This is a genomic window from Streptomyces sp. NPDC006512, from assembly GCF_040611935.1.
Taxonomy (GTDB): domain Bacteria; phylum Actinomycetota; class Actinomycetes; order Streptomycetales; family Streptomycetaceae; genus Streptomyces.
This window is the reverse complement of sequence record NZ_JBEXPG010000052.1, coordinates 37,586-63,001: the sequence shown is the minus strand read 5'-3', so window position 1 is coordinate 63,001 and position 25,416 is coordinate 37,586. Positions and strand designations below refer to the sequence as shown.

Here is a 25,416-nt window from a genome sequence, read left to right as displayed (position 1 = left end):
GCGGACAACGCTTCCCACTCCAGATCCGACAGTTCATGACGACGCACCATGCGGCACATGATCCCCCATCAGAACCCTTTGAAGACAGTGCCTAGGACGGAGCCCCGGGCTCCGCGGCGTCGGAGACCCGCTGGAGCAGCCCGTACGTGAACTCCGCCACGCGGGGCCGGCCCGACGCCGTGAACGCCAGGCGCCACCGGGTCGGGGCGGTGCCCTCCATCGGCCGCACCGGGGCGAAGGCCCGCGCGACCTCGTCGACCGTCGCCGACCAGGGCCGCAGGTCGGCGGCGGTCTCCAGGACGGGTCCCGGCGCGCCCGGGGCCCGGACCAGCCACTCGTTCCACACCGCTCCGTCCGGCGCGGCCAGCACCTCGAAGCGCAGCCCCGGCCACAGCGGGACCGGCCACAGCAGGGCCTCGCACTCCAGGTCGCCGATGGTGCGCGGCGCCACGGATTCCGGCGGCCCGAGCACGGACCGGTAGCGGGCGAGGCCCCCGCGGGACCGGGGCGAGCGCACCATCGCCTGCCAGCGCTTGTTGGCCTCGCGCTGCTCGGCGAGGGTGGCGCCCAGCCGCAGCCGGGCCTCTTCGGCGAGGTCCGGCTGGAAGTCCGCCATCCTGCGCAGCAGGACCAGCTGGAACGCGGCGGGGCCGAAGGGTCCCCGGGCACCGGGATGCGGGTTCGCGGTCATGGAGGCAAAGATTCCACACAGGATCCTTACGAACCCGCGATGCGGATGTTGCGTCCGACCACGTAGCCTGCGGGCGCCATGGACTACTGCCACGCCTGCCAGCGGCACCTCAACGGCGCACTCGCGTGCGCCGGCTGCGGGACTCCGGCCGCCCACCTGATATCCGCCGCGCCCGCCGCGGGGGCAGTGCCCCCTGCCGTGCCGCCCGGCTCCGTCGCACCGGCCGCGCTGTCGGAGGTGTACGCCGATTCGCTCGTGGTGCTGTCCGGCCCCCACGAGGGCCGGGCCGGTACCCGCCGGCGCGCCGAAGGCCGGCGCCGGACCCGCCGGACGGTGATGTCCGTGGGCCTCGGGCTGGTGCTCGCGGCCGGGGGTTCGATCGCGTTCGCCCGGATCGTGACCGACGACGAGGGCGCCGACCGGGCCGCGCAGGTGGTCCTGAAGGACGACACCGAGCAGCAGCAGGCCGTCCCCGCGCCGGACCTCTCCACCGGGGCGGCGCCGTCGGCCGGGACCGGCGGGGCGGGTACCGGGACGGCGAAGGCCACCGCGAGCGCCACGAAGTCGGCCGGGCCCTCGGGGTCGCCGAGCGCGTCCGCGTCCGCGCCGGGGGCGGAGGCCTCCGCCTCGGCGAAGCCGGGGTCCTCGCAGAGCGCCACCGGGGGCGGTGCGACCGTACGGCCTCCGAAGCCGGGGCAGCCCGCGCCGAGCACCTCCGCGACGACCAAGCCCCCGCAGCCGACGCCCACGAAGACCAAGCCGGGCAAGCCGACCCCCAAGCCGACGCCCACGGAGGACGACGACTGCTGGCTCTTCTGCTGGTGAGCAGGTGAGCAGGTGAGCCGGTGAGCCGGTGACCCGGTGCGCCGCCGGGCGACGGCGGGCCGCCGGGTGCCCGTGAGCCGCCGGGGCCTCAGCCCAGCATCCGCCTGAGCAGGTCCCGCAGCGCCGTGCGCTCGTCCGCCGACAGTCCCGCCAGCGGCTCGCGGGCGAAGTCCAGGGACTCGCGCAGCCGCTCCGCCGTCTGGAGCCCCTCCTCCGTGGGCGCGGCCAGCTTCACCCGCCGGTCGGCCGGATCCGGGCGGCGTTCGACCAGGCCACGGGTCTCCAGCCGGTCGATGATGCCGGTCACGTTGGACGGCTCGCAGCGCAGCTTCTTCGCGATCCGGCGCATCGGCAGCGGCTCCATGGACAGCAGCGCCAGTACCCGGGCCTGGGCGCCGGTGAGCTGGTGGCGCGCGGCCGCGTCCTCGTACTCCATGTGGTAGCGGGCCACGACGTCGCCGATGAGTTCGACGACCTCGAGGGTCACTGGGTCTGTGCGACGGCTGGGCATGGAACCAGCGTACCCATTTACTTGACAACATGAAATATCCAGCTGCATGGTTGTTTCATGTGGTGAAGCACTTTTCCGGTGCGGAACCGTTGCGACACCGTCTTTTTCCCCTTTCAGGTCATCAGGAGCGCCGCATGTCCCAGATCCCTGCCGTCAGCCGCGAGTGGCACCTCGTCCGTCGCCCGCAGGGCTGGCCCGTCGCCGAGGACTTCGCCCTGCGCGAGGTGCCGGTGTCCGCCGAGCCCGCCGCCGGCCGGATCCTGGTCCGCAACCTCCACATGTCCGTCGACCCGTACATGCGCGGCCGGATGAACGACGCCAAGTCCTACATCCCGCCCTTCCAGCTCGACGAGCCGATGCTCGGCGGTGCGGTCGGCGAGGTCGTCGCCTCCGCCGCCGAGGGCTTCGAGGTCGGCGACCACGTCCTGCACCACCTGGGCTGGCGCGAGTACGCGGACCTCGACGCGACGTACGCCACCAAGGTCGACGCCTCCCTCGCCCCGCTCTCCGCCTACCTCGGCGTGCTCGGCATGCCGGGCCTGACCGCCTACGCGGGCCTCTTCGAGGTGGCCTCCTTCAAGGAGGGCGACGCCGTGTTCGTCTCCGGCGCGGCCGGTGCGGTCGGCAGCCTCGTCGGCCAGTTCGCCAAGATCAAGGGCGCCTCCCGGGTGATCGGCTCCGCCGGCTCGGACGAGAAGGTGACGCTCCTCACGGAGAAGTACGGCTTCGACGCCGCCTTCAACTACAAGAACGGCCCCGTCGCCGAGCAGCTGCGCGCGGCCGCCCCCGACGGCATCGACGTCTACTTCGACAACGTCGGCGGCGACCACCTGGAAGCCGCGATCTCCTCGCTGAACGTCCACGGCCGCGCCACCCTCTGCGGTGCGATCGCCGGGTACAACGACACCGAGGCCGCACCGGGCCCGCGCAACCTGATGATGGTCATCGGCAAGCGCCTGCGGCTCCAGGGCATCCTCGTCGGGGACCACGCCGGGCTCCAGCAGCAGTTCGTCCAGGACGTGGCCGGCTGGCTGCGCTCCGGCGAGCTCCGCTACGACGAGACGGTCGTCGAGGGCGTCGAGAACGCGACCTCGGCGTTCCTCGGAATGCTCCGCGGCGAGAACACCGGAAAGATGATCGTTTCCTTCACCGGTTAGGCTCACTCCACACCGTCGTGATCGTGGGCGCGCATCACGGCGATTCATCTGGAGGATTTCCTTTCATGTCCATCACGCAGACCGACGTCGCGTACACCGCTGTCGCCACCGCCGAGAACGGCCGTGACGGCCGCGTCGCCACCAACGACGGCAAGCTCGACGTCGTCGTGAACCCGCCGAAGGAGCTCGGTGGCAGCGGCGAGGGCACCAACCCGGAGCAGCTGTTCGCCGCCGGCTACAGCGCCTGCTTCCAGGGCGCCCTCAGCGTCGCCGCCCGCAACGAGAACCTCGACGTCACCGGCTCCACCGTGACCGCCGAGGTCGGCATCGGCAAGAACGACGACGGCTTCGGCATCATCGTCAAGATCTCCGCCACGATCCCCAACGTGGACGCCGCCACCGCCAAGGACCTGGTCGAGAAGGCCCACCAGATCTGCCCGTACTCCAAGGCCACCCGCGGCAACATCACGGTCGAGCTGGCCGTCTGATCCCCGCTGCACGCAGTGAAGGCCGCACCCCTCCCGGAGGGGTGCGGCCTTCGCCGTAAACTGGCCCCATGCGTGATCTTGCGGGGGGCTTCCGGTACTTGCTGGCCGGACAGCGATGGGTGTTCGGGCACGGCCGCTGGCTGGGATTCGGCCTGCTGCCGGGCCTCGTCGCGCTGGTGCTGTACGTCGGCGCGCTGATCGGGCTGTTCCACGGCGCCGACGACTTCACCGCCTGGGCGACGCCCTTCGCCTCGGACTGGTCCTCACCCTGGCTCGGCATCTTCCGCGGCACCCTGACCGCGCTGGTCTTCGGCCTCGGCCTGTTCCTGTCGGTGATCACCTTCACCGCGGTGACCCTGCTCGTCGGCCAGCCCTTCTACGAGTCGCTCTCCGAGCAGGTCGACCGGACCGAGGGCGGCGAGGTCCCCGAGTCGGGGCGCTCGCTGTGGGAGGACCTGTGGATCTCCGCCCGGGACAGCCTGCGGCTGCTCCTGCGGGTGGTGCTCTACGGCATCGTCCTGTTCGCCCTCGGCTTCGTCCCGGTCCTCGGGCAGACCGTGGTCCCGGCGATCGGCTTCTGCGTCTCCGGCTTCTTCCTCACCCAGGAGCTCACCTCCGTCGCCCTCCAGCGGCGCCGCGTGGACCTCGACGAGCAGCTGACCCTGCTGCGCGGGCGCCGCGCGCTGGCCCTCGGCTTCGGCGTGCCGCTGGTGCTGGTCTTCCTCGTCCCGTTCGTCGCCGTGTTCCTGATGCCGGGTGCCGTCGCGGGGGCGACCCTGATGGCCCGCGAACTGGTCGGCGCCGACGAGGACGCCGAGCCGGAGGGCCGGCCGTCCGGCCGGCCGGACGGGGAGGCCGGACCCGGCGAGGCCCAGGCGCCGCCGGCCGGCGGCTTCGGCCCGCCGCCGCCCTCGTACGCGTAGGGGAGCGGGCTACGCCGCCCCGCGCCGCAGCAGCGTGATCGCCCCGGTGGTGTCCTCGCCCGCGTGGGCGGCCGGGTCGGCCTCCAGGCGCTCGCGGATCAGGTCCAGGTACGGCGTGATCAGCTCGGCGCTGACGCCCTGCCCGGCGGCGGTCGTCAGCAGGGTCGCGCTCGCCGCGACCTGCATCGCCAGGCTGGACTCCACCCCGGAGGTGAAGTCCCGGGAGGTCAGCCGCTCGGCGGCGTTCCCGACGAAGAACCCCATCGCGCCCAGCCACTCGGACAGCAGCGGGGACAGGCTCGCGGGGGAGATGTCCTCGCCCTCGATCAGGGCGTAGGCGTGCGAGATCCCCGCGAACAGTCCGTACATCGCGCTCAGCAGCGCCACGTCGTGCAGGGCCGCGTGCCCCGGGTCCTCGCCGACGAAGCGGGCTCCGGCGGGGACCTCCAGAGTGGCCCGGTGGGTGTCGAACAGGGCGCGCGAGCCGCTGTAGAAGACGTAGCCGCCGGTCTCCGGGGCGCCGATCATCGACGGCGTGCCCATGATCCCGGCGTCCACGAACCGGGCTCCGCGGGCCTCGGCCCAGGCGGCCCGCGCGCGGCCCTCGGCGGGCGTGCCGGTGGTGAGGTTGACGAGGTCCTTGCCGGTCAGGTCGATGCCGTCGAGGGTGGCGTCGATGGTCTGGTCGTCCAGCAGGCAGAGCACGATCAGGGTGTTCGCGGCGACCGCTCCGGCGGGGTCCGCGGCGACGAGGGCGCCTGCGGGGGCCAGGGCCCCGGCCTTGGCGGCGGTGCGGTTCCAGACGGTGAGCGGGTGCCCGGCGGCGAGCCAGGTGCGGGCGAGGGCGGTGCCCATGGCGCCGAGGCCGAGCAGGGTGAGCGGGGTCTTCGTCGTGTGCGTGTCGGTCATGGCGTTTAGCCTGGTCGCGGGCGGTGAACCGCTCAAGTACGCACTTTGGAGTGGGTGGTTACCCCAAGGTGAGCGAGCAGCTGGGGAGGGGTGCGCGATGGCGCTGACGCGAAGGCCCGGGGCGGATCACTGTGGGATCGCCGCGGCGATGTCCGTGATCGACGGCAAATGGAAGGTCTCGCTCCTGTGGGAGCTGGACCAGCATCCGGGGCGGCGCTTCGGCGAGCTGCGCCGGCTGGTCCCGGGGGTGTCGGAGAAGGTCCTCGCCGCGCAGCTGCGCGAGCTGGAGACGGACGGGATCGTCCACCGCGAGGTGTACGACGAGGTCCCGACGCGGGTGGAGTACTCGCTGACCGCGCTCGGCCAGGAGCTGAACACGGCCCTGGAGGCACTGGGCGCCTGGGGCACCAAGCACCTCCTGCCGGCGCCGGCCGCCGCCTCGGCCTGACCGCCTCGGCCTGACCGCCGCGGCGACCGCGCCCGCCCGGCCGCCGCCCGTCACCGGGCGGCGGCCGGGCGCGCCGTGCGGCGCGAGCGGGTCAGCCGGCGGCCGTGTCGGGGATCTCGGCCGTCACCACGCCCTCCCGCTCCGCGTCCGCCTCGGCCAGCAGCGCCCCGCCCGGGGCCCACACGGCCGAGCGGCCGCAGCCCGTCCACGGCCCCGCCGGGCCGACGTGGTTGGCGAGGACGACGTACAGGCCGTGGTCACGGGCGATCCCCGGGTACACGGCCGCCCGCTCCGCGATCCCGTCGCCCGTTCCGTACAGGGAGCTCGCCAGGTGCACCCGGCAGCCGTCCGCCGCGGCCCGGCCGGCCAGTTCCGGGAAGTGGTTGTCGTAGCAGACGCCCAGCGAGAAGCGGATCCCGCCCAGTTCGAAGCGCCCGTCGCCCGTACCGGGCCGGAAGGCCTCGTTCTCCTGCCGGTAGAGGTGCTGCTTGGCGTACGTGGTGAGGTGCGTGCCGTCCGCGCCGTACACCGTCGTCGCGATGAGGGGCCGGCCCCCGTCGGCGGCGGGCAGCGCGACCCCGACCGCGGTGGCGACGCCCGCGGAGCGCAGCGGGTCCAGGCGGGGGTCGTCGGCGGCGGTCCACAGCCCCGGGTCGGCGGCGAGCGCCGCCAGTTCGTAGCCGGTGAGCGTGAACTCGGGGAACACCACGAGGGCCGCTCCCTCGTCCCGGGCCCGTCCGGCGAGGACGGCCGCCCGGGCGGCGTTGGCGCCGACGTCGGCGGGGACGCAGCTCAGCTGCGCGGCGGCGATCCTCACCCGGCGGCCTTCGCCGCCCTGACCACCTGCGGCACGGGCCGTACGGTCAGCGACTCGACCAGGACGTGGTGGTCGGAGAAGGGCGTGTCGGTCACCGTGCACCCCTGTCGGAGTTCACTGCTGAACAGGTAGTCGATCTTCGCGCCCGATCCGTGCGTGGCCCGCCCGGTGCGTGCGTGTCCCGTCTGGTCGCACTCCCGGTAGCCGCCGTCGAAGTCGGGGTTGGTGGTGTAGAGGCCGGCGGGCCACACCCAGGCGTCCTTGTCGTTCGGGGAGTCGGGGGACAGCGCGTTGAAGTCCCCGCCGAAGACCGTCCTGGGGAACGTCTTGACGACCGCCTTGATCTCCTTGAGCTGGTCGTCCCGGTAGTCCCAGGTGGGGTGGTCCGGGTTGCTGCCCAGGGGCGAGAGGTGGACGTTGCACAGGCGGACCTGCGACTCCGCCGACGTCGCGCACTGGAAGGGCCGCTGCTGGCCGACGTACGGCTGCGTCGTCGGGTACTCGCGGGGGTCCCTCATCTGCCCCTTCAGCACGATCGCGGTGCCGATGCGGTCGGCCCGTCCGGTGTCCTCGCCGCAGCGGCTGTTCCACTTGCCGGACGCGCCCTGGGACCACTGGTACGGGGCGAAGCTCTTCGTCCACTCCGGGCCCAGCTGGGACATCAGGGAGGTGAGGTCGTCCTCGCACACCTCCTGGAGCAGGACGGCCCGCACGCCCTGGTCCCGGACCTGGCCCTTCACCACGTCGATCTTCTGCTGGGGGGTGCCGGTGCCCTCGCAGTGCCACGTGGAGCGCTGCGAACCGCACATGTTCCAGGACATGACCTGGAGGGGAGCCTCGGCGGCGGTGGCCGACGGCGTCCCCAGCCCGGCGGCGAGCAGCAGGGCGGCCAGCACGCCCGCGCTCCGCCTCGACGTTCCGGATACGTTCATGAAAGTTCCCCGTTCCCGAGGGGTCCGCTCGCCGACTTGTCCGCCGGCGTGTCCGTCGGACCGCTCGCCGATCAAGGTATCCGGCCGCCCTGCCAGGTCAGTTGGCGGGTTCCGTTCCCCGCAGCAGGGTCAGGAACGCCTGGAACGCGGCCGGCATGTCCACGGACTCGGGGGCGAGCAGCCACTGGTACTGGAGGCCGTCCATCACCGCCGTGAGCAGCGGGGCCGCCTGTTCCGGCGTCAGGCCCGAGGGCAGCCGCTCCCCGAACTCGGCGCGCAGCACCGCCGCCATCTCGCCGCGCACCTGCGCGTAGCGCTGCGTGAAGAACTCCCGCGCCGGGTGACCGTCCGTCACGCTCTCGCCCAGCAGCGCCGAGAAGGTCTGAACGATGCCGGGCCGCATGGCGTTGTACTCGACCAGGGAGGCCAGTAGGTCGAGGCGCCAGGCGCCGCCCGCGACGCGCGAGCCGCCCCCGGTGTCCCAGCGGTCGCGTTCCTCCAGCACCGCGACCAGCAGGGACTCCTTGGTGGGGAAGTAGTGCAGCAACCCCTGCTGGGTCAGGCCCACGCGCTCGGCGACCGCACCCAGGGCAGCCCCCCGGTAGCCCCGCTCCGCGATCACCTCGACCGCCGCGCGGACGATCTCGCCGCGCCGCTCCTCGCTCCTCGCCCTGGCCATCGCCGGCACTCCTTCCGTTCTCGCCCGCCAGCAGGACCGTACGGCATCCCAATGTCACGAATCCATCACGAACCCTACCGTTCACCAGGCAACGGGTCCACGATGGGGCGACCGCACCGCACTCAGCGAGGAGTTACGGCCGTGACCGATGCCGCGCAGACCCGTGATCAGAGCCGAGACCAGACCCCCGACCGGGTCCGCGAGGACGCCGTCGAGGCGGCGCTCGGCAAGCTGGACCTCGATGCCAAGACCCGCCTCCTGGGCGGCCAGGACATGTGGTCCCTGCCCGCCCTCCCCGAGATCGGACTGCGGTCGCTGGTCATGTCCGACGGGCCCGTGGGCGTCCGGGGCGTCCGCTGGACGGCCGACGACCCGTCGATCGCCCTGCCCTCCCCGACGGCCCTGGCCGCGTCCTGGGACCCCGTCCTCGCCCGCCGGGCGGGCCGGCTCCTGGCCCAGGAGGCCCGCCGCAAGGGCGTTGACGTCCTCCTCGCGCCCACGGTCAACCTGCACCGCTCCCCGCTCGGCGGCCGCCACTTCGAGTGCTACTCCGAGGACCCGTACCTGACCGGCGAGATCGGCAGCGGCTACGTCAACGGGGTCCAGGACGGCGGGGTCGGCACCACCGTCAAGCACTTCGTCGGCAACGACGCGGAAACGGAACGCTTCACCGTCGACTGCGCGATCGCCCCGCGCCCGCTGCGCGAGCTGTACCTGGCGCCGTTCGAGGCCATCGTCGCCAACGCCCGCCCCTGGGGCGTCATGACCTCCTACAACCAGGTCAACGGCACCACGATGACCGAGAACGCCCACCTGGTGAACGAGGTCCTGCGCGCCGAGTGGGGCTTCGACGGCTACAACGTCTCCGACTGGATGGCCGCCCGCTCCACCACCGGCGACATCCTCGGCGGCCTCGACGTGGCCATGCCCGGCCCCACCACCGTCTACGGGCCCGCCCTCGCCGCGGCCGTCCGGGACGGGGAGGTCCCCGAGTCCGCCGTGGACGCCGCCGTGCGCAACGTCCTGCGCCTCGCGGCCCGCGTCGGCGCCCTGGAAGGCGCCCCGCCCGTGGTCACCGAGGTGCCGGACGCCGTCGACGGACAGGCCCTGGCCCGCGAGATCGCCGCCCGCGGCTTCGTCCTCGTACGCAACGAACGCGGCACGCTGCCGCTCGCCGCCGGCGACGGCCGCACCGTCGCCCTCCTCGGCGCCGCGGCCCGCGACGCCCGCGTCCTCGGCGGCGGCAGCGCCACCGTCTTCCCCGAGCGGGTCGTGTCCCCCCTCGACGGCCTCACCGCCGCCCTCCCGGAAGGGACCCTGACCTTCGCGGTCGGCGCCGATCCCAGCGAGGAACTCACCCCCGCCGGCAAGGGCTTCGAACTGCGCGCCGTCTGCCGCGACGCCTCCGGGGCCGTCCTCGGCGAGGGCAGCCTGCCGAGCGGCCAGGTCCAGTGGATCGGCGACGACCTGCCCGCGGGCGCCGCGTACGAGACGATGGCCACCATCGAGGTCACCGGTACCTTCACCCCGCGCGAGAGCGGCGAGCACGCCTTCGGCACCCGCGGACTCGGCGCCTTCGCCCTCACCGTCGACGGAACGCCCCTGTGGGAGGGCGTCCAGGAGATGGGCGACGAGGCCGACCCCTTCGAGGCCTTCTTCGGCGCCCCCAGCGAGCGCGCCCGTCTCCCCCTCGCCGAGGGCCGGCCCGTCGAGGTCTCGCTGACCTACCAGGTCCCCGACACCAGCACCCTCCCGCTCAAGGCGATCATGTTCTCGCTGCTCCACCTCGGCCCGCGCCGGGACGCCGACGAGCTGATCGCCGAGGCCGTGGAGGCCGCCCGGGCCGCCGACACGGCCGTCGTGGTCGTCGCCACCACCGAGCGGGTCGAGTCCGAGGGCTTCGACCGCAAGGACCTCACCCTGCCCGGCCGGCAGGACGACCTCGTGCGCGCCGTCGCCGCCGTCAACCCGAACACGGTCGTCGTCGTCAACGCCGGCTCGCCGGTGGAGCTCCCCTGGCGCGAGGAGGTCGCCGCCGTCCTGCTGACCTGGTTCCCCGGGCAGGAGGGCGGGGCCGCGCTGGCCGACGTGCTCCTCGGGGACGCCGAGCCCGGCGGGCGCCTGCCCACCACCTGGCCCGCCGCGTTCGCCGACGCGCCCGTCACCGAGGTGGTCCCCGCCGAAGGACGCCTGGAGTACGCCGAGGGGCTCCTCATCGGCTACCGCGCCTACGAGGCCCGCTCCGTCGTGCCCGCCTACCCCTTCGGGCACGGCCTCGGCTACACCGACTGGTCCTACGAGTCCCTGGAGGCCACCCCCGAGAGCGTCCGGGTCCGGATCACCAACACCGGCACCCGGCCCGGCCGGGAGGTCGTCCAGGTCTACCTGGCACCCGTCGCCGACACCGTGGAACGCCCCGCCGCCTGGCTGGCCGGCTTCGCGGGCGTCGAGGCCGGGCCGGGGGAGAGCGTCGAGGCCGAGATCACCCTGCCCGCCCGGGCCTTCCAGATCTGGGACGAAAAGACGGGCGCCTGGCGGCGGATCGGCGGCGGCTACGAGGTCCGCGCGGGCGGCTCGTACACCGACACCCGCCTGACGGCCGCGCTCGACCTGGCGTGAGCCGCCCCGGCCGGGGCAGGAGCGACCTGACGGCCGGACACGAACCGCCGCGCGACACGCCGGAAGGCCGAATGGCCTGAAATCGTCCCCGCTGCGGCCCCGGAACGGACCGGGGGCGGGCCCTGACACCCGCCTCCGGTCCTCCGCGTCAACGCGGCGGCTCGGCCGCCGTCACCTGGCGGTGCGCCAGCTCGGCCAGCCGCGCCTGCCCGTCCTTCCCCGGGTGGAACCAGTCCCAGCGGCTCAACTGATCCGCCGAGAAGGGGTACTGGAACACCGCGCCGCCGTCGTAACGGCACAGGGCGTCCTTCGCGCAGACCTCGCGCAGCGCCTCGTTGTACTCGACCACCCGCGCCCGCACCTGCTCCCGGCGGGCCGTCGCCCCCGCCGTGGCCGACAGCGGCTCGGCCAGCATGGACTGACAGATCCCCAGCTTCCAGATCTGCCGGACCATCGGACTGTCCTTGCCCTGCTCCCACAACCGCTGGAGGTCGGGCACCGAGGACACGTACACCTGGGAGGAGGGCGAAGCCGTCCGCAGTTCCTTCAGGGCCTTCTCGAACCCGTCGCGGAACTCCGCGACCGGAGTCATCGACGAAGCGGTGGGCCGGCAGGCGTCGTTCGAGCCCACCATCACCGTGACCAGGTCGGGCTTGTGCGCGGCGGCCGCCGTCAGCTGCACCGGCAGGTCCGCCATCCGTGAGCCGGTCACCGCGTAGTTCCAGCTGCGCGCGGGCACCTCCGCCTCCCCGAGCAGCCGCGCGGCGAGGGAGCGGACCGCGGGGTCGTTCCCGGTCGCCCAGGACACCTCGGGACAGTCCGCCAGCACCGAACAGGCGTCGAACCCGCGGGTGATGGAATCGCCGACGGCGGCGACCGACGCGGGCGCGGTGTTCCAGCGCGGCGCGGCCTGCGCCCCCCGCTCGCCCTCGGCCTCCGGAACGCCCTCGTCACAGCCGGTGACGAACGCGGCCAGGACGGCCACCGCCAGGCCCGCGCCCGCGAAGGCCCGGCGCGCGCTGCGGCGCGGAGCGGTGGTGCGCATGGGGTGGTCCCTCCCTCGTCGCCCCGCGTCCTTCCGGGGGCGTCCTGCTGAGTGAATGCTCTGTGTTTACCGGCCTCGGAGCGACCGTACGTCACACCATGACCCCTGGCGCACGGTAGCTTTTTCCCGTGGCGTTTCGGCCGCAAGTGCCGGTGCGCAATGTCAAATAATTTCCGTTACATTACATCACGTCACATACTGTCCGTTTTCTGGAGTTTATTCCCGACCTCGTCCCACACTGGAGGTCCCGGTGACGACACGTGGAGTTCTGTACGTGCATTCCGCGCCGCGCGCGCTCTGCCCGCACGTGGAATGGGCTGTTGCGGGCGTGCTCGGGGTGCGGGTGAACCTCGACTGGATCCGGCAGCCCGCCTCCCCCGGCACCTGGAGAGCCGAGTTCTCCTGGCAGGCCGAGGCGGGCACCGCCTCGAAACTCGCCTCCGCCCTGCGCGGCTGGCACCTGCTCCGCTTCGAAGTGACCGCCGAACCCTGCCCGACCGCCGAGGGCGAGCGCTACAGCTCCACGCCGGAACTCGGCATCTTCCACGCCGTCACCGGAATGCACGGGGACATCCTCATCCCCGAGGACCGGCTGCGCGCCGCCCTCGCCCGGTCCGCGCGCGGTGAGACCGACCTGGAAGCGGAGATCGCCAAGCTCCTCGGCAAGCCCTGGGACGACGAGCTGGAACCCTTCCGGTACGCCGGCGAGGGAGCCCCGGTCCGCTGGCTCCACCAGGTCGTCTAGGACCGGCGGCCCCCCCGCACGCGAAGGGCCCCGCCCGGCAGCTGCCGGACGGGGCCCTTCACGTCGTACGGGGTCAGACGGTGCGGAACGCCAGGGTGACGTTGTGGCCGCCGAAACCGAAGGAGTTGTTGATCGCCGAGATCGGACCGTCGACGGGCAGCTTGCGCGGCTCGCCGCGCACGATGTCCGCGTCGATGTCGTCGTCCAGCTCGTCGACGTTGATGGTCGGCGGGGCGATCCGGTGGTACAGCGCCAGGACGGTCGCGACCGTCTCGATGCCGCCCGCGCCGCCCAGCAGGTGACCGGTCATCGACTTGGTCGCGGAGATCGCGATGTGGTCGAGGTCGTCGCCCAGGACCTTGCGCAGGGCCTTCAGCTCGGCCGTGTCGCCCTGCGGGGTCGACGTGGCGTGCGCGTTCAGGTGCACCAGCTCGGACGGGTCGAGGTTGGTGTTGTCGAGCAGGTTCTGCACCGCGGCCGCGACGCCGCGGCCCGTGGGCTCCGGCTGCGCGATGTGGTGGCTGTCCGCGGACAGGCCCTGGCCCAGCACCTCGCAGTAGACGCGGGCGCCGCGCGCGGCGGCGTGCTCGGCGGACTCCAGCACCACGACGCCCGCGCCCTCGCCGAGGACGAAGCCGTCACGGCCCTTGTCGTACGGGCGGGAGGCCTTGGTGGGGTTCTCGTTGTTCTTCGACATCGCCATCATGTTGGCGAACGCGGCGATCGGCAGCGGGTGGATCGCCGCCTCGGTGCCGCCCGCGACGACCACGTCGGCACGGCCGGTACGGATCATCTCGACGGCGTAACCGATGGCCTCGGCGCCCGAAGCGCACGCGCTGACCGGCGTGTGCACACCGGCGCGGGCGTTGACCTCCAGGCCCACGTTGGCCGACGGGCCGTTCGGCATGAGCATGGGGACGGTGTGCGGGGAGACCCGGCGCACGCCCTTTTCCTTCAGTACGTCGTACTGGTCGAGCAGGGTGGTGACGCCGCCGATGCCGGAGGCGATCACGGTGCCCAGGCGCTCGGGGACGATCGTTTCGTCCTCGCCCGCCGGAGCGGTGTAGCCGGCGTCGGCCCAGGCCTCACGGGCGGCGATGACGGCGAACTGCGCCGAGCGGTCGAGCTTGCGGGCCAGGGGGCGGGGGAGTACCTCGCTCGGGTCCACGGCGGCCTGCGCGGCGATACGGACCGGGAGTTCGGCGAAGCGCTCGCCCTCCAGGGGCGTGACTCCGGACCGGCCGGCGAGCAGGCCTTCCCAGGTCGAAGCGCTGTCGCCACCCAGCGGAGTGGTTGCGCCGATACCGGTGACGACCACGGTGCGATTGGTCGGGCTCACAGGAATTCTTTCTCCACGTCTCAGGGGGTGCTGAATTGTCACGGCGCCACCGCCAGGTGGCGACAAACGCTCGGCAGGCTTTAGGCCTGGTTGTTCAGGATGTACGAAGCGGCGTCGCCGACCGTCTTGAGGTTCTTGACGTCCTCGTCCGGGATCTTGACGTCGAAGCGCTCTTCGGCGGCGACGACGACCTCGACCATGGACAGGGAGTCGACGTCCAGGTCGTCGGTGAAGGACTTGTCGAGCTGGACGTCCTCCTGCGGGATGCCGGCGATCTCGTTGACGATCTCCGCGAGACCTTCGACGATCTCTTCCTGGGTGGCGGCCATGTGGCGCTCCTTCTCTAGCTGAATGGGTTGAGCAGGACCGGAACGGATTCCGGTCCTAGGGGAGGGTAACGACCGTCGCGGCGTAGACGAGTCCCGCCCCGAAGCCGATGACGAGCGCGGTGTCGCCGCTCTTCGCCGCTCCGGTCGCCAGGAGCCGCTCCATAGCGAGCGGGATCGAGGCGGCCGACGTGTTGCCGGTGGTTTCCACGTCACGGGCGACCGTGACGTGCTCCGGCAGCTTCAGAGTCTTCACCATCGAGTCGATGATCCGCATGTTCGCCTGGTGCGGAATGAAGACGTCCAGGTCTTCGGCGGTGATCCCGGCGGCGTCGAGCGCCTGCTGGGCCACCTTCGCCATCTCGAAGACGGCCCAGCGGAAGACCGCCTGACCCTCCTGCGTGATGGCCGGGAACTTCTCCCCGCTGTCCTTGCCGAGGTACTCGTCCCACGGCACGGTCTGCTTGATGGTCTCGGACTTGTCGCCCTCCGAACCCCACACCGTGGGGCCGATGGCCGGCTCGTCCGAGGGGCCCACGACCACGGCACCCGCACCGTCGCCGAACAGGAAGGCCGTCGCGCGGTCCTCCAGGTCGGTCAGGTCCGAAAGCCGCTCGACACCGATGACGAGGACGTACTGCGCCGACCCCTCGACCACCATGCCCTTGGCGAGGGTCAGGCCGTAGCCGAAACCGGCACAGCCCGCGGAGATGTCGAACGCGGCCGGCTTCACCGCGCCGATCCGGTGCGCGATCTCCGTCGCCACGGCCGGAGTCTGCTTGAAGTGCGAGACCGTCGAGACGATCACGGCACCGATCTGCTCCGGAGAGATCCCGGCATCGGCCAGCGCCTTGCCGGAGGCCTCCACCGACATCTGGGCGACCGTCTCGTGCGGTCCGGCCCAGTGCCGCGTCGCGATGCCGGAACGGGAACGGATCCACTCGTCGGACGAGTCGATCGTCTCCAGGATGACCTCGTTGGGCACCACACGGGTCGGGCGGTAGCCGCCGACGCCGAGGATGCGGGCGTACGGGGAGCCCTTGGCCGGCTTGATCTTGGACATGCTGTGTGGGCTCCTTCTCTCAGGCCGCGTGCCCGGCGAGGAGCTCCGCGGCCTTGTCGAGATCGTCCGGGGTCTTCAGGGCCACGCTCGGCACGCCCTTCAGCGCGCGCTTGGCCAGACCCGTCAGCGTGCCGCCGGGGCACAGTTCGACGATCCCGGAGACGCCCAGCGAACCGAACGTCTCCATGCACAGGTCCCAGCGGACCGGGTTCGCCACCTGGCCGACCAGACGGGCGACGACGTCGGCGCCCGATTCGACGACGAGGCCGTCCTTGTTCGACACGTACTTCAGCGTCGGATCGGCAGGGGTGAGGGCCTGGGCGGCCTTCGCCAGCTCGGCCACCGCGGGGGCCATGTGGTGCGTGTGGAAGGCGCCCGCGACCTTGAGGGCGACGACCTTGATGGAGCCTTCGGGCTTCTCCGCCACCAGAGCGGCGATCTGCTCCGCGGTGCCGGCGGCCACGATCTGGCCCGCACCGTTGATGTTGGCCGGGGTCAGCCCCAGCTTTTCCAGGTGGGCGACCACCACGTCCTGGTCACCGCCGAGGACGGCGGCCATGCCGGTCTCCGTGACGGCGGCGGCCTCGGCCATGCCCAGACCACGGGTACGGACGAACGACAGCGCGTCCGCGTCGGACAGTACGCCCGCGTACGCGGCGGCGGTGATCTCACCGACACTGTGGCCCGCCACGGCACCGAAGGCCGCAGGGGAACCGAGGGCGGAAGCGGACAGCAGACCCGCTGCCACCAGCAGCGGCTGTGCCACGGCCGTGTCGCGGATCTCGTCCGCGTCGGCCTTCGTGCCGTAGTGGGCAAGGTCGAGCCCGATGGCGTCGGACCAGCCGGCGACGCGGTCAGCGGCACCGGGCAGTTCGAGCCAAGGAGTCAGGAAGCCGGGCGTCTGAGCGCCTTGGCCTGGAGCGACGAGTACGAGCACCCTCACACTCTCTCTTGTGGATGGTCTCCGCCGCCCGTGGGGACAGGGACGAAGAACCGTCGGGGTAATTGTTGATGTCCGACAAAAGTCTAGGACTGCGGATCTCCGTCGGCCAGACGCCCCAGGATCAGGGCGATTCGCAGCGTGAACGCCGAACGAACATCGGAGGGTGACCATCCGGTGACGTCGGTCACACGTCGGAGCCGGTAGCGCACCGTGTTGGGGTGCACGAACAGCATCCTGGCGGCCCCCTCCAGGCTGCTCGCCTGCTCCAGGTAGACGCTGAGCGTCTCCAGCAGCGCCGACCCCGCCTCCTCCAGCGGTCTGTAGATCTCCTCCACCAACTGCTCCCTGGCCGAGGGATCGGAGGCGATCGCGCGCTCGGGCAGGAGATCGTCCGCCAGCACCGGGCGGGGGGCGTCCTGCCAGGCCGTGCAGGCCTTCAGGCCGGCGGCCGCGGCCTGGGCCGACTTCGTCGCGTTCAGCAGGTCGGAGACCACCGGACCGGCCACCACCGGACCGGCCGCGAACGGCCCGATCAGCGACTTCGCCACCTGCATCGGGTTGTCGCTGCCGCCCGCGATCACCACGAGGCGGTCGCCCAGCACCCCGGTCAGGACCTGGAGCTTGTGGTGGCGGGCCGCCCGGCGGATCGCCTCGACGGTCAGCTCGCTGTCCCCGTCCGGCGCGGTGCCCAGTACGACGCACACGTGCTCCGGCGAGTTCCAGCCGAGCGCGGCGGCCCGCGACAGGGCCCCCTCGTCGGCCTCGCCCGACAGCACCGCGTTCACGACGAGGGACTCCAGGCGGGCGTCCCACGCCCCGCGCGCCTCGGCGGCCTGCGCGTACACCTGGGCGGTCGCGAAGGCGATCTCCCGGGCGTACACCAGCAGCGCCTCGCGCAGGATCGACTCGTCGCCGGGGGCCGCCACCTCGTTGATCGCGGTCTCCATGACCTCGATCGTCGTCCGCACCATCTCGACGGTCTGGCGCAGGGTGATCGCCCGGGTCAGCTCGCGCGGAGCCGTCCCGAAGACGTCGGTGGAGATCGCCTGGGGGGTCTCGGGGTGCCGGAACCACTCCGTGAACGCGGCGATGCCGGCCTGGGCTACCAGACCGATCCACGACCGGTTCTCCGGGGGCATCGCCCTGTACCACGGCAGGGTCTCGTCCATGCGCGCGATGGCGTTGGCGGCGAGCCGGCCGGAAGACTTCTCCAGCCGGCGCAGCGTCGCGGCGTGCGGGTGGGCCGGATGCGCGGGACGGGTCTCGGGGGACTGCTCACGTTCGGGTTGGGGCACGGGACAAGACTGCCTTATCGGCGCCCCGGCGCGGACTCCGGTCTCGGGCCCCGTCCCGTGCCGGGGGCTACGGTGGCCTCCATGATTGATGTACGCCGCGCCGCAGACCGGTACGCGGGAGGGGATCCGGGTGCCGGGATCACCACCCGGCACGCCTTCTCCTTCGGGTCCTTCTACGATCCGGACAACATCCGCTTCGGCCCGGTGCTGGCCTGCAACGAGGAGAGGCTCGCGCCCGGTGCGGGCTTCGACGAGCACCCCCACTCCAACACCGAGATCGTCACCTGGGTGGTCGAGGGCGAGCTCACGCACCGGGACGGCGTCTCCACCCGTTCGGGGCTGGTGCGGCCCGGTGACGTCCAGCGGCTCGGCGCCGGTTCCGGGGCGCGGCACGTGGAGCGCAACGACGGAGCCGTCCCGCTGCGGTTCGTACAGACGTGGCTCGCGCCGCTCGCCGGCGGCGGGGAGCCCTCGTACGACGTGGTCCGCGGCCTCGCCGACGGCACCCCGTACGAGGTCCCGGCGGCCGGCGCGGTGCTGCACGTACGGCGTCCGGGCGCGGGCGAACGGATCCCCGTACCGGACGCCGACCGGGTCTACCTGCACGTGGTCCGCGGGGACCTGCGGCTCGACGGGGAGGAGCTGGGCCCCGGGGACTCGGCGCGGATCACGGCCGAGAAGGGCCTGGAGATCACCGCCGGTTCCCCGGGGGAACTGCTGATCTGGGAACTGCCGCTCTGACCGGCTAGCCCCGGAGCTCCGCGAGGACCGCGTCGGTGAAGGGGGTCCAGGCCTCCGCCGCCCACGGGCCGAAGGCGCGGTCCGTCAGCGCGACGCACGCCGCGCGGGCGTCCGGGTCCACCCACAGGAAGGTGCCGGACTGGCCGAAGTGCCCGAAGGTGCGCGGCGAGGAGGTCAGGCCCGTCCAGTGCGGGGACTTGCCGTCGCGGATCTCCAGGCCGAGGCCCCAGTCGTTCGGCGACTGGTGTCCGTAGCCGGGCAGGACGCCCTTGAGGCCCGGGTGGACCACCGAGGTGGCGTCGGCGACCGTCCGCACGTCCAGCAGCCGGGGCGCCTGGAGCTCGGCGGCGAAGCGCACCAGGTCGGTGACGGTGGAGACGCCGTCCTTCGCGGGCGAGCCCTCCAGCGCGGAGGAGGTCATGCCCAGCGGCTCGAACACCGCCTGGTGCAGGTACTCGGCGAAGGGGATCCCGGTGGCCTTGGCGACGTGGTCGCCCAGCACCTCGAACCCGGCGTTGGAGTACAGCCGGCGCTGCCCGGCCGGACCCATGACGCGGTGCTCGTCGAAGGCCAGCCCGCTGGTGTGCGCGAGGAGGTGACGGACCGTCGACCCCTCGGGCCCGGCCGGCTCGTCCAGTTCGACCGCACCTTCCTCGTACGCGACGAGGACGGCGTACGCGGTGAGCGGCTTGGTGACCGAGGCCAGCGGGAACCGGTGGCCGAGGGGCCCGTGCGAGCCGGCCAGGCTCCCGTCGGCGCGCACGACGGCCGCCGCGGCCGTCGGTACCGGCCAGCTCTCGATGATCCGCAGGCTTTCCATGCCGTTGCCGGCCTCCATGCTCTCCATGCGGCCGAGCCTACTTGCTTGGAGTGCACTCCAAGGTTTTAGCGTGGGGCCATGAGCCTGACGCAGACGCGGTACACGATCAGCGAGGTCGAGGCCCGGACCGGCCTGACCCAGCACACGCTGCGCTGGTACGAGCGGATCGGCCTGATGCCGCACGTGGACCGCTCCCACTCGGGGCAGCGCCGGTTCAGCGACAGGGACCTCGACTGGCTGTCCTTCGTGGGCAAGCTGCGCGCCACCGGCATGTCGGTGGCGGACATGGTCCGGTACGCCGAACTGGTCCGCGAGGGCGAGCACACCGTCGAGCAGCGCCGTGAGCTGCTGGAACGCACCCGTACCGAGGTGCGGGCCCGGATCACGGAACTGACGGACGCCCTCGGCGTACTGGACTTCAAGATCGGAATGTACGAGATGCGCACGGCCGGAAAGGCACGGACATGACGGAGCACGGAAGCACCATCGAGCGGACCGGGCTGGGCAAGGGCGGACCGGTGGTCGGCGTCCAGGGCCTCGGCTGCATGGGCATGAGCGAGTTCTACGGGGACACCGACGAGGCGGCGGCGCGCGCGACGCTGGACGCGGCGCTGGAGGCCGGGGTCACCCTCTTCGACACGGCGGACGTGTACGGGCGCGGCGCGAACGAGGAGTTCCTCGCGCCCTTCGTCGCCGCCCACCGGGACGCGATCACCCTCGCCACGAAGTTCGGCATCGAGCGCACCGACGACCCCCACTACCGGGGCGTCCGCAACGACCGGGCGTACGTCCGCCGGGCCGTCGAGGACAGCCTGCGGCGGCTCGGGACGGACGTGATCGACCTCTACTACATGCACCGCCGGGACCCGGACGTGCCGTTCGCCGAGTCGGTGGGCGCCATGGCCGAACTGGTGGAGGAGGGGAAGGTGCGGCACCTGGGGCTGAGCGAGGTCACGGGGGCCGAGCTGCGCGAGGCGTACGCGGTGCACCCGATCGCGGCGCTCCAGTCGGAGTGGTCGCTGTTCAGCCGGGACGTGGAGCGCAGCGCGGTGGGCGCGGCGGCGGAGCTCGGGGTGGCCTTCGTGCCGTACTCCCCGCTGGGGCGCGGCTTCCTGACGGGCTCCTTCGCGGACGCGTCGGCGGAGCTGTCGGCCGGGGACTACCGGCAGTTCCAGCCGCGGTTCACCGGGAACAACGCCCGGACGAACGCGGAGCTGCTGGCTCCGGTCCGGGAGATCGCGGCCGTGCACGGGGTCACGGCGGCGCAGGTCGCGCTGGCGTGGGTGCAGCAGCGGGCGTCGGTCCACGGCCTGACGGTGGTCCCGATCCCCGGCACCCGCCGGCCGGCCCGGGTCGCGGAGAACACGGCGGCGACCCGGATCACCCTGACGGACGGGGAACTGGCCCTGCTGGAGCCGATCGCGGCGGGCGTGGCGGGCGACCGCTACCCGGACATGAGCTCCACGTCGGCCGCCCGCGAAGCCTGACGGCCCTGGCTCGCGGCCCCGGTCCCCGGCTCGCGGCCCCGGTTCGCGGCCTCAGTCCTCGGAGAACCGTGCGCGGAGCGCCGAGTACTCGGCGTCCGTGAGGAGGCCCGCGCCGTGCAGTTCCGTGAGGTGCCGCAGCCGGTCGTCCTCGGCGGGGCGGGCGGGCGGGACGGAGGCGACGGGGGTGCGGGCGCGCAGGGCCGCGAGGACGGCCGCGGCGAAGGGCAGCGATTCGTGGACGGCCCCGTAGCCGACGCCGAAGACGGCGGCGGCGAGGTCGTGGTCGGGGCGGGCGTCGGTGGCGGTGTCGCGGGGGAGGAGCCGCAGGTGGCCGCCGCCCGGGCGGTCGGGTGAGGTCCACTCGACGCCGGTGAGGGAGGTCAGCGGGTAGCGCTGGTCGCCGGCCTTCCACTTGGTGCTGGTGGCGCCGGTGCGGGACCACTGGAACGCCACGGTGGTGCCGTCGAAGCCGACGCGGGCGTCGTAGGCCTTGAGCTGGAGGGGCGCTCCGGGGACCTCGACGAGGAAGCGGTCGGCGGGTTCGGTCGCGGCGTCCGGGTCGAGCCGTTCGCGCAGGGACCGCGCGAAGGCGTCGGCGTCGGCCGCCCGGTCGCGGGGGAGCACGAGGCGGTAGGGATCGCAGGCGTCCTTGAGCTGCCCGGCGGCCGCTTCCACGAGCGGGTCGGCGCCGGGCCGTGGTTCTGCGCGCAGGATCACCGTGTCCCTCCGGCCTGCGGTCACGTTCGCCCCGGTCAGCGCTTCGAGGGGGATCCGGCGCGGCCCCAGCGCGTGCCAGAGCCGTGGAGTTCGCATCCCCCGTGCGAAGCGGATGAGCACCGAGTCCGAGTCGAACTCCCAGACGGCATGATTTCCGGCCAGTACGTCACCCATGCGGCACATCGTAGAGGGACGCGGCCCCGTGCGTCTTCCTCGTCGCCGGGTCGGGTTCTCGCGGGGTTCTGCCGGTGCCGGGCGGGCCCGGCCGACGTCGGTCCCCGTCAGTCACCCTCCGTGCCGGAAATTTCGCGGCGGCAGTCGTCGGTGTCTCCCACACAGGTGACGGAACCGAACGCGCCGGTTCCGATCCGCGCGAAGTTGTCGAGCGAGGCGGTGCCTGGCTCGAAATAGCCGGTGTGGCTCTTCGCGCCGACGGAGGACAGCAGCCGCGCGCCGAACTCCGGCGACACCGGGTCCGCCCCGTGCCCGAGCCCGCCGAGCTCCAGGTGCGGTACGTCCTCGATCCAGTCGCCCTCGTCCCGCGTCGCCCACACCCGGGCGCCGGTCTCCAGCTCGGCGACGTTGCCGGCGCGCATGCCGGGGCTGCCGGCGACCACCACGTCCGTCACCCGGCGGGGCAGCCCGTGCGCGGCGACCCCGCACACCACGGACCCGTAGCTGTGGCAGAACAGGGCCACGCTGGCGTCCCCGGGCAGGGCCGCCGACAGCGAGCGCAGGCGGGCCGCGCCCTGGACGGCGAGGCGGCCGGTGGCGGCGTCCACGCCGACCCCCGTGGGCGCCGTGTACCCGGCCCAGGCGATGACGGCGGTGTCGGTACGGGGCGCCGCCGCGCGCTCGGCCTCGTACAGGGACTGCGCCATGCCCGCGGGGGCGGTGAGGCGGCGCTGCGTGCGCTCGAAGGTGACGGCGTCGGTGTCCACGCCGGGCACGATCACCGAGATCCGGCGGGCCCGGTCGAGGTCGCCGAAGACCTCGGCGACGAGGCCGTTGCCGGTGGGGTCGAAGACGAGGATCTGCCGGGCCGGGTCCGCGAGGGAGGCGAAGCGGTGGGCGCGCCGGGTGGCCGTGCCGCGGTCGGCCGGGCTGAGGGCGACGTCGCGGGCGCGTTCCTGCTCCAGGCGTTCGGCCTGGTGCAGGGAGGTGCGGTTGGCCTCGTAGCGGAGCTGGGCGGGGACCCCGTCGAGGTTGCCGACGACGAGCGGGTAGCCGCTGGTGAGCCGGGCCCGCTGGGCACCGTCCAGGCTCTCGAAGAAGCGGGCCACCGTCCGTACGGGTGCGTCGGCGGGCGGCAGGGCCCGGCCGTCGATCCGGGCCACGGCCCACGCGGCGAGCGCGGCGGCCCGCGGCGGGGTCCCGGCCTCGGGGCGGTGCACGGCGGTCCAGCCGGTGGTGGCCAGCATGACGAAGACGACCGCGAGCGCGAGCAGGGTGCGCAGGGCGGCGGGGCGCGTGGGTGCGCCGGCGGCGGAGGGGGCGGGGCCGGACAGTTTCACTGGAGTCAGACTAAAAGACCGCCGGAGCCCCTGGCGCGTCAGGTGACGGGGGTCACGGCCGACCGTGGGACCGGGACCGCCGGTCGCTCACGCTCCGTCAGCCGTGCCGCGGGGGAGGTGACCTTCCGGCCGCGCGGGTCAGTCGTGGTCCGCGGTGACGGTGCGGCGCCAGTCCCGGGCGAGGGCGGGGCCGATCCGGTCGAGGTGAGCCGCGGTCATCCGCCGGATCGCGTCCACGCTGGTGTCCTCGCCCTGCCCCCAGAGCCGCCCGGTGACGCGCATCACGCCGCAGAACGCGGCGACGGCCACCCGGGGCCGGGGGTCGGCGTCCACGTCCAGGCCCTCGCGGGCGGCGATCAGCCGGGCGATCTCCTCCTCCAGCACGGCCGAGCGCCGCAGGTGCACGGCGAGCAGGGCCGGGGTGGACTCGATCAGCCGGTAACTGCGCATGTACAGGTCGACGGGGACCACCCCGGAGACGGCCTCCTCGATGGTGTCCCAGGTGGCGAGGACCGCGCGGCGCATCGCGGTGAGGGGGTCCTCCTCGGCGGGCCGGGCCCGCAGCGCGGCGACGAAGTGCGGCTCGACGAGGTCCTGGACCGCGAAGGCGACCTCTTCCTTGTTCGCGAAGTACCGGAAGAAGGTGCGCTGCGAGACGTCCACCGCGTCGGTGATCTCGTCGACCGTGGTCCGCTCGTAGCCCCGGGAGACGAACAGCAGCAGCGCGGCGCGCAGCAGCGCGTCCCGGGTGCGCCGCTTCCTGCGTTCGCGTAGTCCGGCCGCCGGCGGGGCGGCCGGCGCCGGCCGCGGATCGGTCATCACCGCGGGGTCCTTTCTGACGCTGAGTGAGCGGTCAGGGTACCCGTGACCGGACGGACGGCCGGCGCCCCGTTGAGCCGTTGGTGAACCCGGGGGCCGGTGACACGTTCGGGGACAGGCTCGGGGACGGGGGGAGCCGGCGCGGCCGCCGCCGCACGCCCCCGCACCGCCCCGTCAGGCGGTCCGGCGCCGTCAACCCCGGGCGCACGAAAGCCGCGCCGGACGGTTCCGGCGGGGCTGTCGCCTATCCGGGTGGACCCGCCGACAGCCCCTTCCGCACCGGCGTCCGTGCAGGTCAGCGTGGTGTCGACGGAGCCCTCGGAACCGGTCCGGGGCTCCTGCGTCCACCAAGGAGATGACCTGTCATGCGTACGTGGAACAGCACCGCACGCGTCACCGCGCTCGCCGCCGCCGTCCTGGCCGCCACCGCACTCGTCCCGGGCACGGCGGCCCGCGCACACGCCGCCGGTCCGCCGCCCTGGTCGTCCTGCGCCACGGGACAGCTGTGCCTGTGGGCCAAGGCGGACTTCAAGGGGACCCGGCAGAGCCACGAACTCAGCACCCTGGACATCAACAGCTGCACGGCGCTGCCCGCCGGCACCACCGCCCAGTCCCTCGTCAACCGCACCGGCCGCCCCGTGACCACCTACCAGTCGGCCGAATGCGCGGAGACCGGCGAGTTCCAGACCTACCCGGGCGACGGCGTCCTCCTGCCCCAGTCCCCCTACCAGGTGAGGGCCTTCAAGGTCTGGGACCGTTAGGCCGCGCCCACGGCGTCCTCCGGCGCCCGGGTCGGCGGTACGCCGCTCCCCGCGCCGGGGGCCACCGGGCCCAGCCGGGCCACCTCGGCGCGCAGCGCCCGCACCTCCTCCTGGAGCTCGCGGACGGCCGCCAGCTGCAGCCGCTCCACCTGGTCGTCGCGTTCGAAGCGGGCGATGAACCAGGCGGCGATGTTGGCGGTCACCACACCGAGCAGGGCGATTCCCGACAGCATCAGCCCGACGGCCAGGACCCGGCCGAGCCCGGTGGTCGGGGAGTGGTCGCCGTAGCCGACCGTCGTCATGGTGGTGAAGGACCACCACACCGCGTCGCCCAGGTTCTTGATGTTCCCCTCGGGAGCGTCCCGCTCCACGCTCAGCACCGCCAGGGAACCGAACATCAGCAGGCCGACGACCGCGCCCGCGACGTACGTCGTCAGCTGGACCTGCGGGGCCATCCGCGCCCGCCGGCCCACCAGCATCAGGGTCGACACCAGCCGCAGCAGCCGCAACGGCTGGATCAGTGGCAGCAGCACCGCCGCCAGGTCCAGCCAGTGCGTCCGTACGAAGGCCTTCCGGGCCGGCGACAGGCCCAGCCGCACCAGGTAGTCGGCGGCGAAGGCCCCCCACACCACCCACTCGGTGACCGTGCACGCCCGCTGCACCCGCGCGTAAGCGTCCGGCACCACGATCGGAACGGCGTACGCGACGGCGAAGGCCACGGCGAGGACGAGCAGCGGGGTCTGGCTCCGCCGCTCCCACAGCAGCTGGCGGGAGGGTTCCTTCATGCCGAGCATCGTAGGGA

Annotated in this window: 28 protein-coding genes; 11 read left to right on the top strand and 17 right to left on the bottom strand. The window is 73.0% G+C overall.

All coding sequences use genetic code 11. The features are described from left to right. Positions 1-91: 91 nt before the first annotated feature. Positions 92-691 (bottom strand): hypothetical protein, encoded by a 600-nt coding sequence (locus ABZZ17_RS29905; protein WP_356880512.1) that lies wholly within the window; start codon positions 689-691, stop codon positions 92-94. A gap of 78 nt (positions 692-769) precedes the next feature. On the opposite strand from ABZZ17_RS29905, the gene ABZZ17_RS29900 reads away from it, so the two are divergent. After that, entirely contained in the window at positions 770-1,516 is a 747-nt protein-coding gene (locus ABZZ17_RS29900; RefSeq protein WP_356880510.1) for a hypothetical protein, read from the top strand. Between the two features lie 88 nt (positions 1,517-1,604). Here ABZZ17_RS29900 and ABZZ17_RS29895 read toward each other — a convergent pair whose 3' ends face one another. Further along, positions 1,605-2,027 (bottom strand): MarR family transcriptional regulator, encoded by a 423-nt coding sequence (locus ABZZ17_RS29895; protein WP_356880508.1) that lies wholly within the window; start codon positions 2,025-2,027, stop codon positions 1,605-1,607. A 134-nt stretch (positions 2,028-2,161) separates the two neighbouring features. On the opposite strand from ABZZ17_RS29895, the gene ABZZ17_RS29890 reads away from it, so the two are divergent. From ABZZ17_RS29890 to ABZZ17_RS29880, 3 genes are all read left to right on the top strand, one after another. Further along, entirely contained in the window at positions 2,162-3,184 is a 1,023-nt protein-coding gene (locus ABZZ17_RS29890; protein ID WP_356880506.1) for an NADP-dependent oxidoreductase, read from the top strand. A gap of 65 nt (positions 3,185-3,249) precedes the next feature. Then, the gene (locus ABZZ17_RS29885; protein ID WP_356880504.1) at positions 3,250-3,672 is read left to right on the top strand and encodes an organic hydroperoxide resistance protein; all 423 of its coding nucleotides are present in this window, start codon (positions 3,250-3,252) and stop codon (positions 3,670-3,672) included. Positions 3,673-3,740: 68 nt separating this feature from the next. Then, on the top strand, positions 3,741-4,595 hold the full coding sequence (locus tag ABZZ17_RS29880; RefSeq protein WP_356880502.1) for an EI24 domain-containing protein: 855 nt from the start codon (positions 3,741-3,743) through the stop codon (positions 4,593-4,595). Positions 4,596-4,604: 9 nt separating this feature from the next. On the opposite strand, the gene ABZZ17_RS29875 is transcribed toward ABZZ17_RS29880, so the two are convergent. Beyond that, positions 4,605-5,504: an NAD(P)-binding domain-containing protein gene (locus tag ABZZ17_RS29875; RefSeq protein WP_356880500.1), complete on the bottom strand. Its 900-nt coding sequence runs from the start codon at positions 5,502-5,504 to the stop codon at positions 4,605-4,607. Between the two features lie 148 nt (positions 5,505-5,652). Here ABZZ17_RS29875 and ABZZ17_RS29870 point away from each other — a divergent pair, with 148 nt between their 5' ends. Beyond that, positions 5,653-5,952, top strand: a complete 300-nt coding sequence (locus ABZZ17_RS29870; RefSeq protein WP_356880498.1) for a helix-turn-helix domain-containing protein — start codon at positions 5,653-5,655, stop codon at positions 5,950-5,952. Between the two features lie 91 nt (positions 5,953-6,043). Here the strand turns inward: ABZZ17_RS29870 and ABZZ17_RS29865 are convergent, their stop codons facing one another. From ABZZ17_RS29865 to ABZZ17_RS29855, 3 genes are all read right to left on the bottom strand, one after another. Further along, entirely contained in the window at positions 6,044-6,769 is a 726-nt protein-coding gene (locus tag ABZZ17_RS29865; RefSeq protein WP_356880496.1) for a carbon-nitrogen hydrolase family protein, read from the bottom strand. Continuing rightward, on the bottom strand, positions 6,766-7,701 hold the full coding sequence (locus ABZZ17_RS29860) for an endonuclease/exonuclease/phosphatase family protein (RefSeq protein ID WP_356880494.1): 936 nt from the start codon (positions 7,699-7,701) through the stop codon (positions 6,766-6,768). Before ABZZ17_RS29860 ends, ABZZ17_RS29865 begins: the two co-directional genes overlap by 4 nt. A 97-nt stretch (positions 7,702-7,798) precedes the next feature. Then, the gene (locus ABZZ17_RS29855; RefSeq protein ID WP_356880492.1) at positions 7,799-8,380 is read right to left on the bottom strand and encodes a TetR/AcrR family transcriptional regulator; all 582 of its coding nucleotides are present in this window, start codon (positions 8,378-8,380) and stop codon (positions 7,799-7,801) included. Positions 8,381-8,521: 141 nt separating this feature from the next. Between ABZZ17_RS29855 and ABZZ17_RS29850 the strand changes: the two genes are divergently transcribed. Further along, a complete protein-coding gene (locus tag ABZZ17_RS29850) occupies positions 8,522-10,999 on the top strand; it encodes a glycoside hydrolase family 3 C-terminal domain-containing protein (RefSeq protein ID WP_356880490.1) in 2,478 nt (825 codons plus the stop codon). Between the two features lie 148 nt (positions 11,000-11,147). On the opposite strand, the gene ABZZ17_RS29845 is transcribed toward ABZZ17_RS29850, so the two are convergent. Further along, complete coding sequence (locus ABZZ17_RS29845; protein ID WP_356880488.1) at positions 11,148-12,044, bottom strand: SGNH/GDSL hydrolase family protein; 897 nt, start codon at positions 12,042-12,044, stop codon at positions 11,148-11,150. Between the two features lie 250 nt (positions 12,045-12,294). Between ABZZ17_RS29845 and ABZZ17_RS29840 the strand changes: the two genes are divergently transcribed. Next, positions 12,295-12,789 (top strand): DUF3145 domain-containing protein, encoded by a 495-nt coding sequence (locus ABZZ17_RS29840; RefSeq protein WP_030160508.1) that lies wholly within the window; start codon positions 12,295-12,297, stop codon positions 12,787-12,789. Between the two features lie 73 nt (positions 12,790-12,862). Here ABZZ17_RS29840 and fabF read toward each other — a convergent pair whose 3' ends face one another. From fabF to ABZZ17_RS29815, 5 genes are all read right to left on the bottom strand, one after another. After that, positions 12,863-14,128 carry a beta-ketoacyl-ACP synthase II gene (fabF, locus tag ABZZ17_RS29835; RefSeq protein ID WP_356880486.1) on the bottom strand — a complete coding sequence of 422 codons (1,266 nt, stop codon included), beginning with the start codon at positions 14,126-14,128 and terminating at the stop codon, positions 12,863-12,865. 80 nt (positions 14,129-14,208) lie between these two features. Then, a complete protein-coding gene (locus ABZZ17_RS29830) occupies positions 14,209-14,457 on the bottom strand; it encodes an acyl carrier protein (RefSeq protein WP_356880484.1) in 249 nt (82 codons plus the stop codon). A gap of 55 nt (positions 14,458-14,512) precedes the next feature. Further along, a complete protein-coding gene (locus ABZZ17_RS29825; RefSeq protein WP_356880482.1) occupies positions 14,513-15,517 on the bottom strand; it encodes a ketoacyl-ACP synthase III in 1,005 nt (334 codons plus the stop codon). Positions 15,518-15,536: 19 nt separating this feature from the next. Continuing rightward, positions 15,537-16,454 (bottom strand): ACP S-malonyltransferase, encoded by a 918-nt coding sequence (locus ABZZ17_RS29820; RefSeq protein ID WP_356880480.1) that lies wholly within the window; start codon positions 16,452-16,454, stop codon positions 15,537-15,539. An 89-nt stretch (positions 16,455-16,543) separates the two neighbouring features. Beyond that, the gene (locus ABZZ17_RS29815; RefSeq protein ID WP_356880478.1) at positions 16,544-17,755 is read right to left on the bottom strand and encodes a helix-turn-helix domain-containing protein; all 1,212 of its coding nucleotides are present in this window, start codon (positions 17,753-17,755) and stop codon (positions 16,544-16,546) included. 81 nt (positions 17,756-17,836) lie between these two features. Between ABZZ17_RS29815 and ABZZ17_RS29810 the strand changes: the two genes are divergently transcribed. Then, positions 17,837-18,496: a pirin family protein gene (locus ABZZ17_RS29810; RefSeq protein WP_356880476.1), complete on the top strand. Its 660-nt coding sequence runs from the start codon at positions 17,837-17,839 to the stop codon at positions 18,494-18,496. Between the two features lie 4 nt (positions 18,497-18,500). Here the strand turns inward: ABZZ17_RS29810 and ABZZ17_RS29805 are convergent, their stop codons facing one another. Beyond that, complete coding sequence (locus ABZZ17_RS29805; protein WP_356880528.1) at positions 18,501-19,316, bottom strand: serine hydrolase domain-containing protein; 816 nt, start codon at positions 19,314-19,316, stop codon at positions 18,501-18,503. Between the two features lie 78 nt (positions 19,317-19,394). On the opposite strand from ABZZ17_RS29805, the gene ABZZ17_RS29800 reads away from it, so the two are divergent. Next, the gene (locus tag ABZZ17_RS29800; protein WP_356880474.1) at positions 19,395-19,784 is read left to right on the top strand and encodes a MerR family transcriptional regulator; all 390 of its coding nucleotides are present in this window, start codon (positions 19,395-19,397) and stop codon (positions 19,782-19,784) included. Continuing rightward, positions 19,781-20,803 (top strand): aldo/keto reductase, encoded by a 1,023-nt coding sequence (locus ABZZ17_RS29795; protein ID WP_356880472.1) that lies wholly within the window; start codon positions 19,781-19,783, stop codon positions 20,801-20,803. The genes ABZZ17_RS29800 and ABZZ17_RS29795 overlap by 4 nt, the downstream gene beginning before the upstream one ends. Before the next feature lie 51 nt (positions 20,804-20,854). On the opposite strand, the gene ABZZ17_RS29790 is transcribed toward ABZZ17_RS29795, so the two are convergent. From ABZZ17_RS29790 to ABZZ17_RS29780, 3 genes are all read right to left on the bottom strand, one after another. Continuing rightward, positions 20,855-21,703 (bottom strand): DUF4429 domain-containing protein, encoded by an 849-nt coding sequence (locus ABZZ17_RS29790; protein ID WP_356880470.1) that lies wholly within the window; start codon positions 21,701-21,703, stop codon positions 20,855-20,857. Positions 21,704-21,801: 98 nt separating this feature from the next. Next, positions 21,802-23,028, bottom strand: coding sequence for an alpha/beta hydrolase (locus tag ABZZ17_RS29785; protein WP_356880526.1), 1,227 nt, complete (start codon positions 23,026-23,028; stop codon positions 21,802-21,804). A 144-nt stretch (positions 23,029-23,172) separates the two neighbouring features. Next, positions 23,173-23,853 carry a TetR family transcriptional regulator gene (locus ABZZ17_RS29780; RefSeq protein WP_356880468.1) on the bottom strand — a complete coding sequence of 227 codons (681 nt, stop codon included), beginning with the start codon at positions 23,851-23,853 and terminating at the stop codon, positions 23,173-23,175. Between the two features lie 365 nt (positions 23,854-24,218). Here ABZZ17_RS29780 and ABZZ17_RS29775 point away from each other — a divergent pair, with 365 nt between their 5' ends. Next, entirely contained in the window at positions 24,219-24,614 is a 396-nt protein-coding gene (locus tag ABZZ17_RS29775) for a peptidase inhibitor family I36 protein (protein ID WP_356880466.1), read from the top strand. Here ABZZ17_RS29775 and ABZZ17_RS29770 read toward each other — a convergent pair. Then, the gene (locus tag ABZZ17_RS29770) at positions 24,611-25,399 is read right to left on the bottom strand and encodes a potassium channel family protein (protein WP_356880464.1); all 789 of its coding nucleotides are present in this window, start codon (positions 25,397-25,399) and stop codon (positions 24,611-24,613) included. The genes ABZZ17_RS29775 and ABZZ17_RS29770 overlap by 4 nt on opposite strands. Positions 25,400-25,416: the final 17 nt, after the last annotated feature.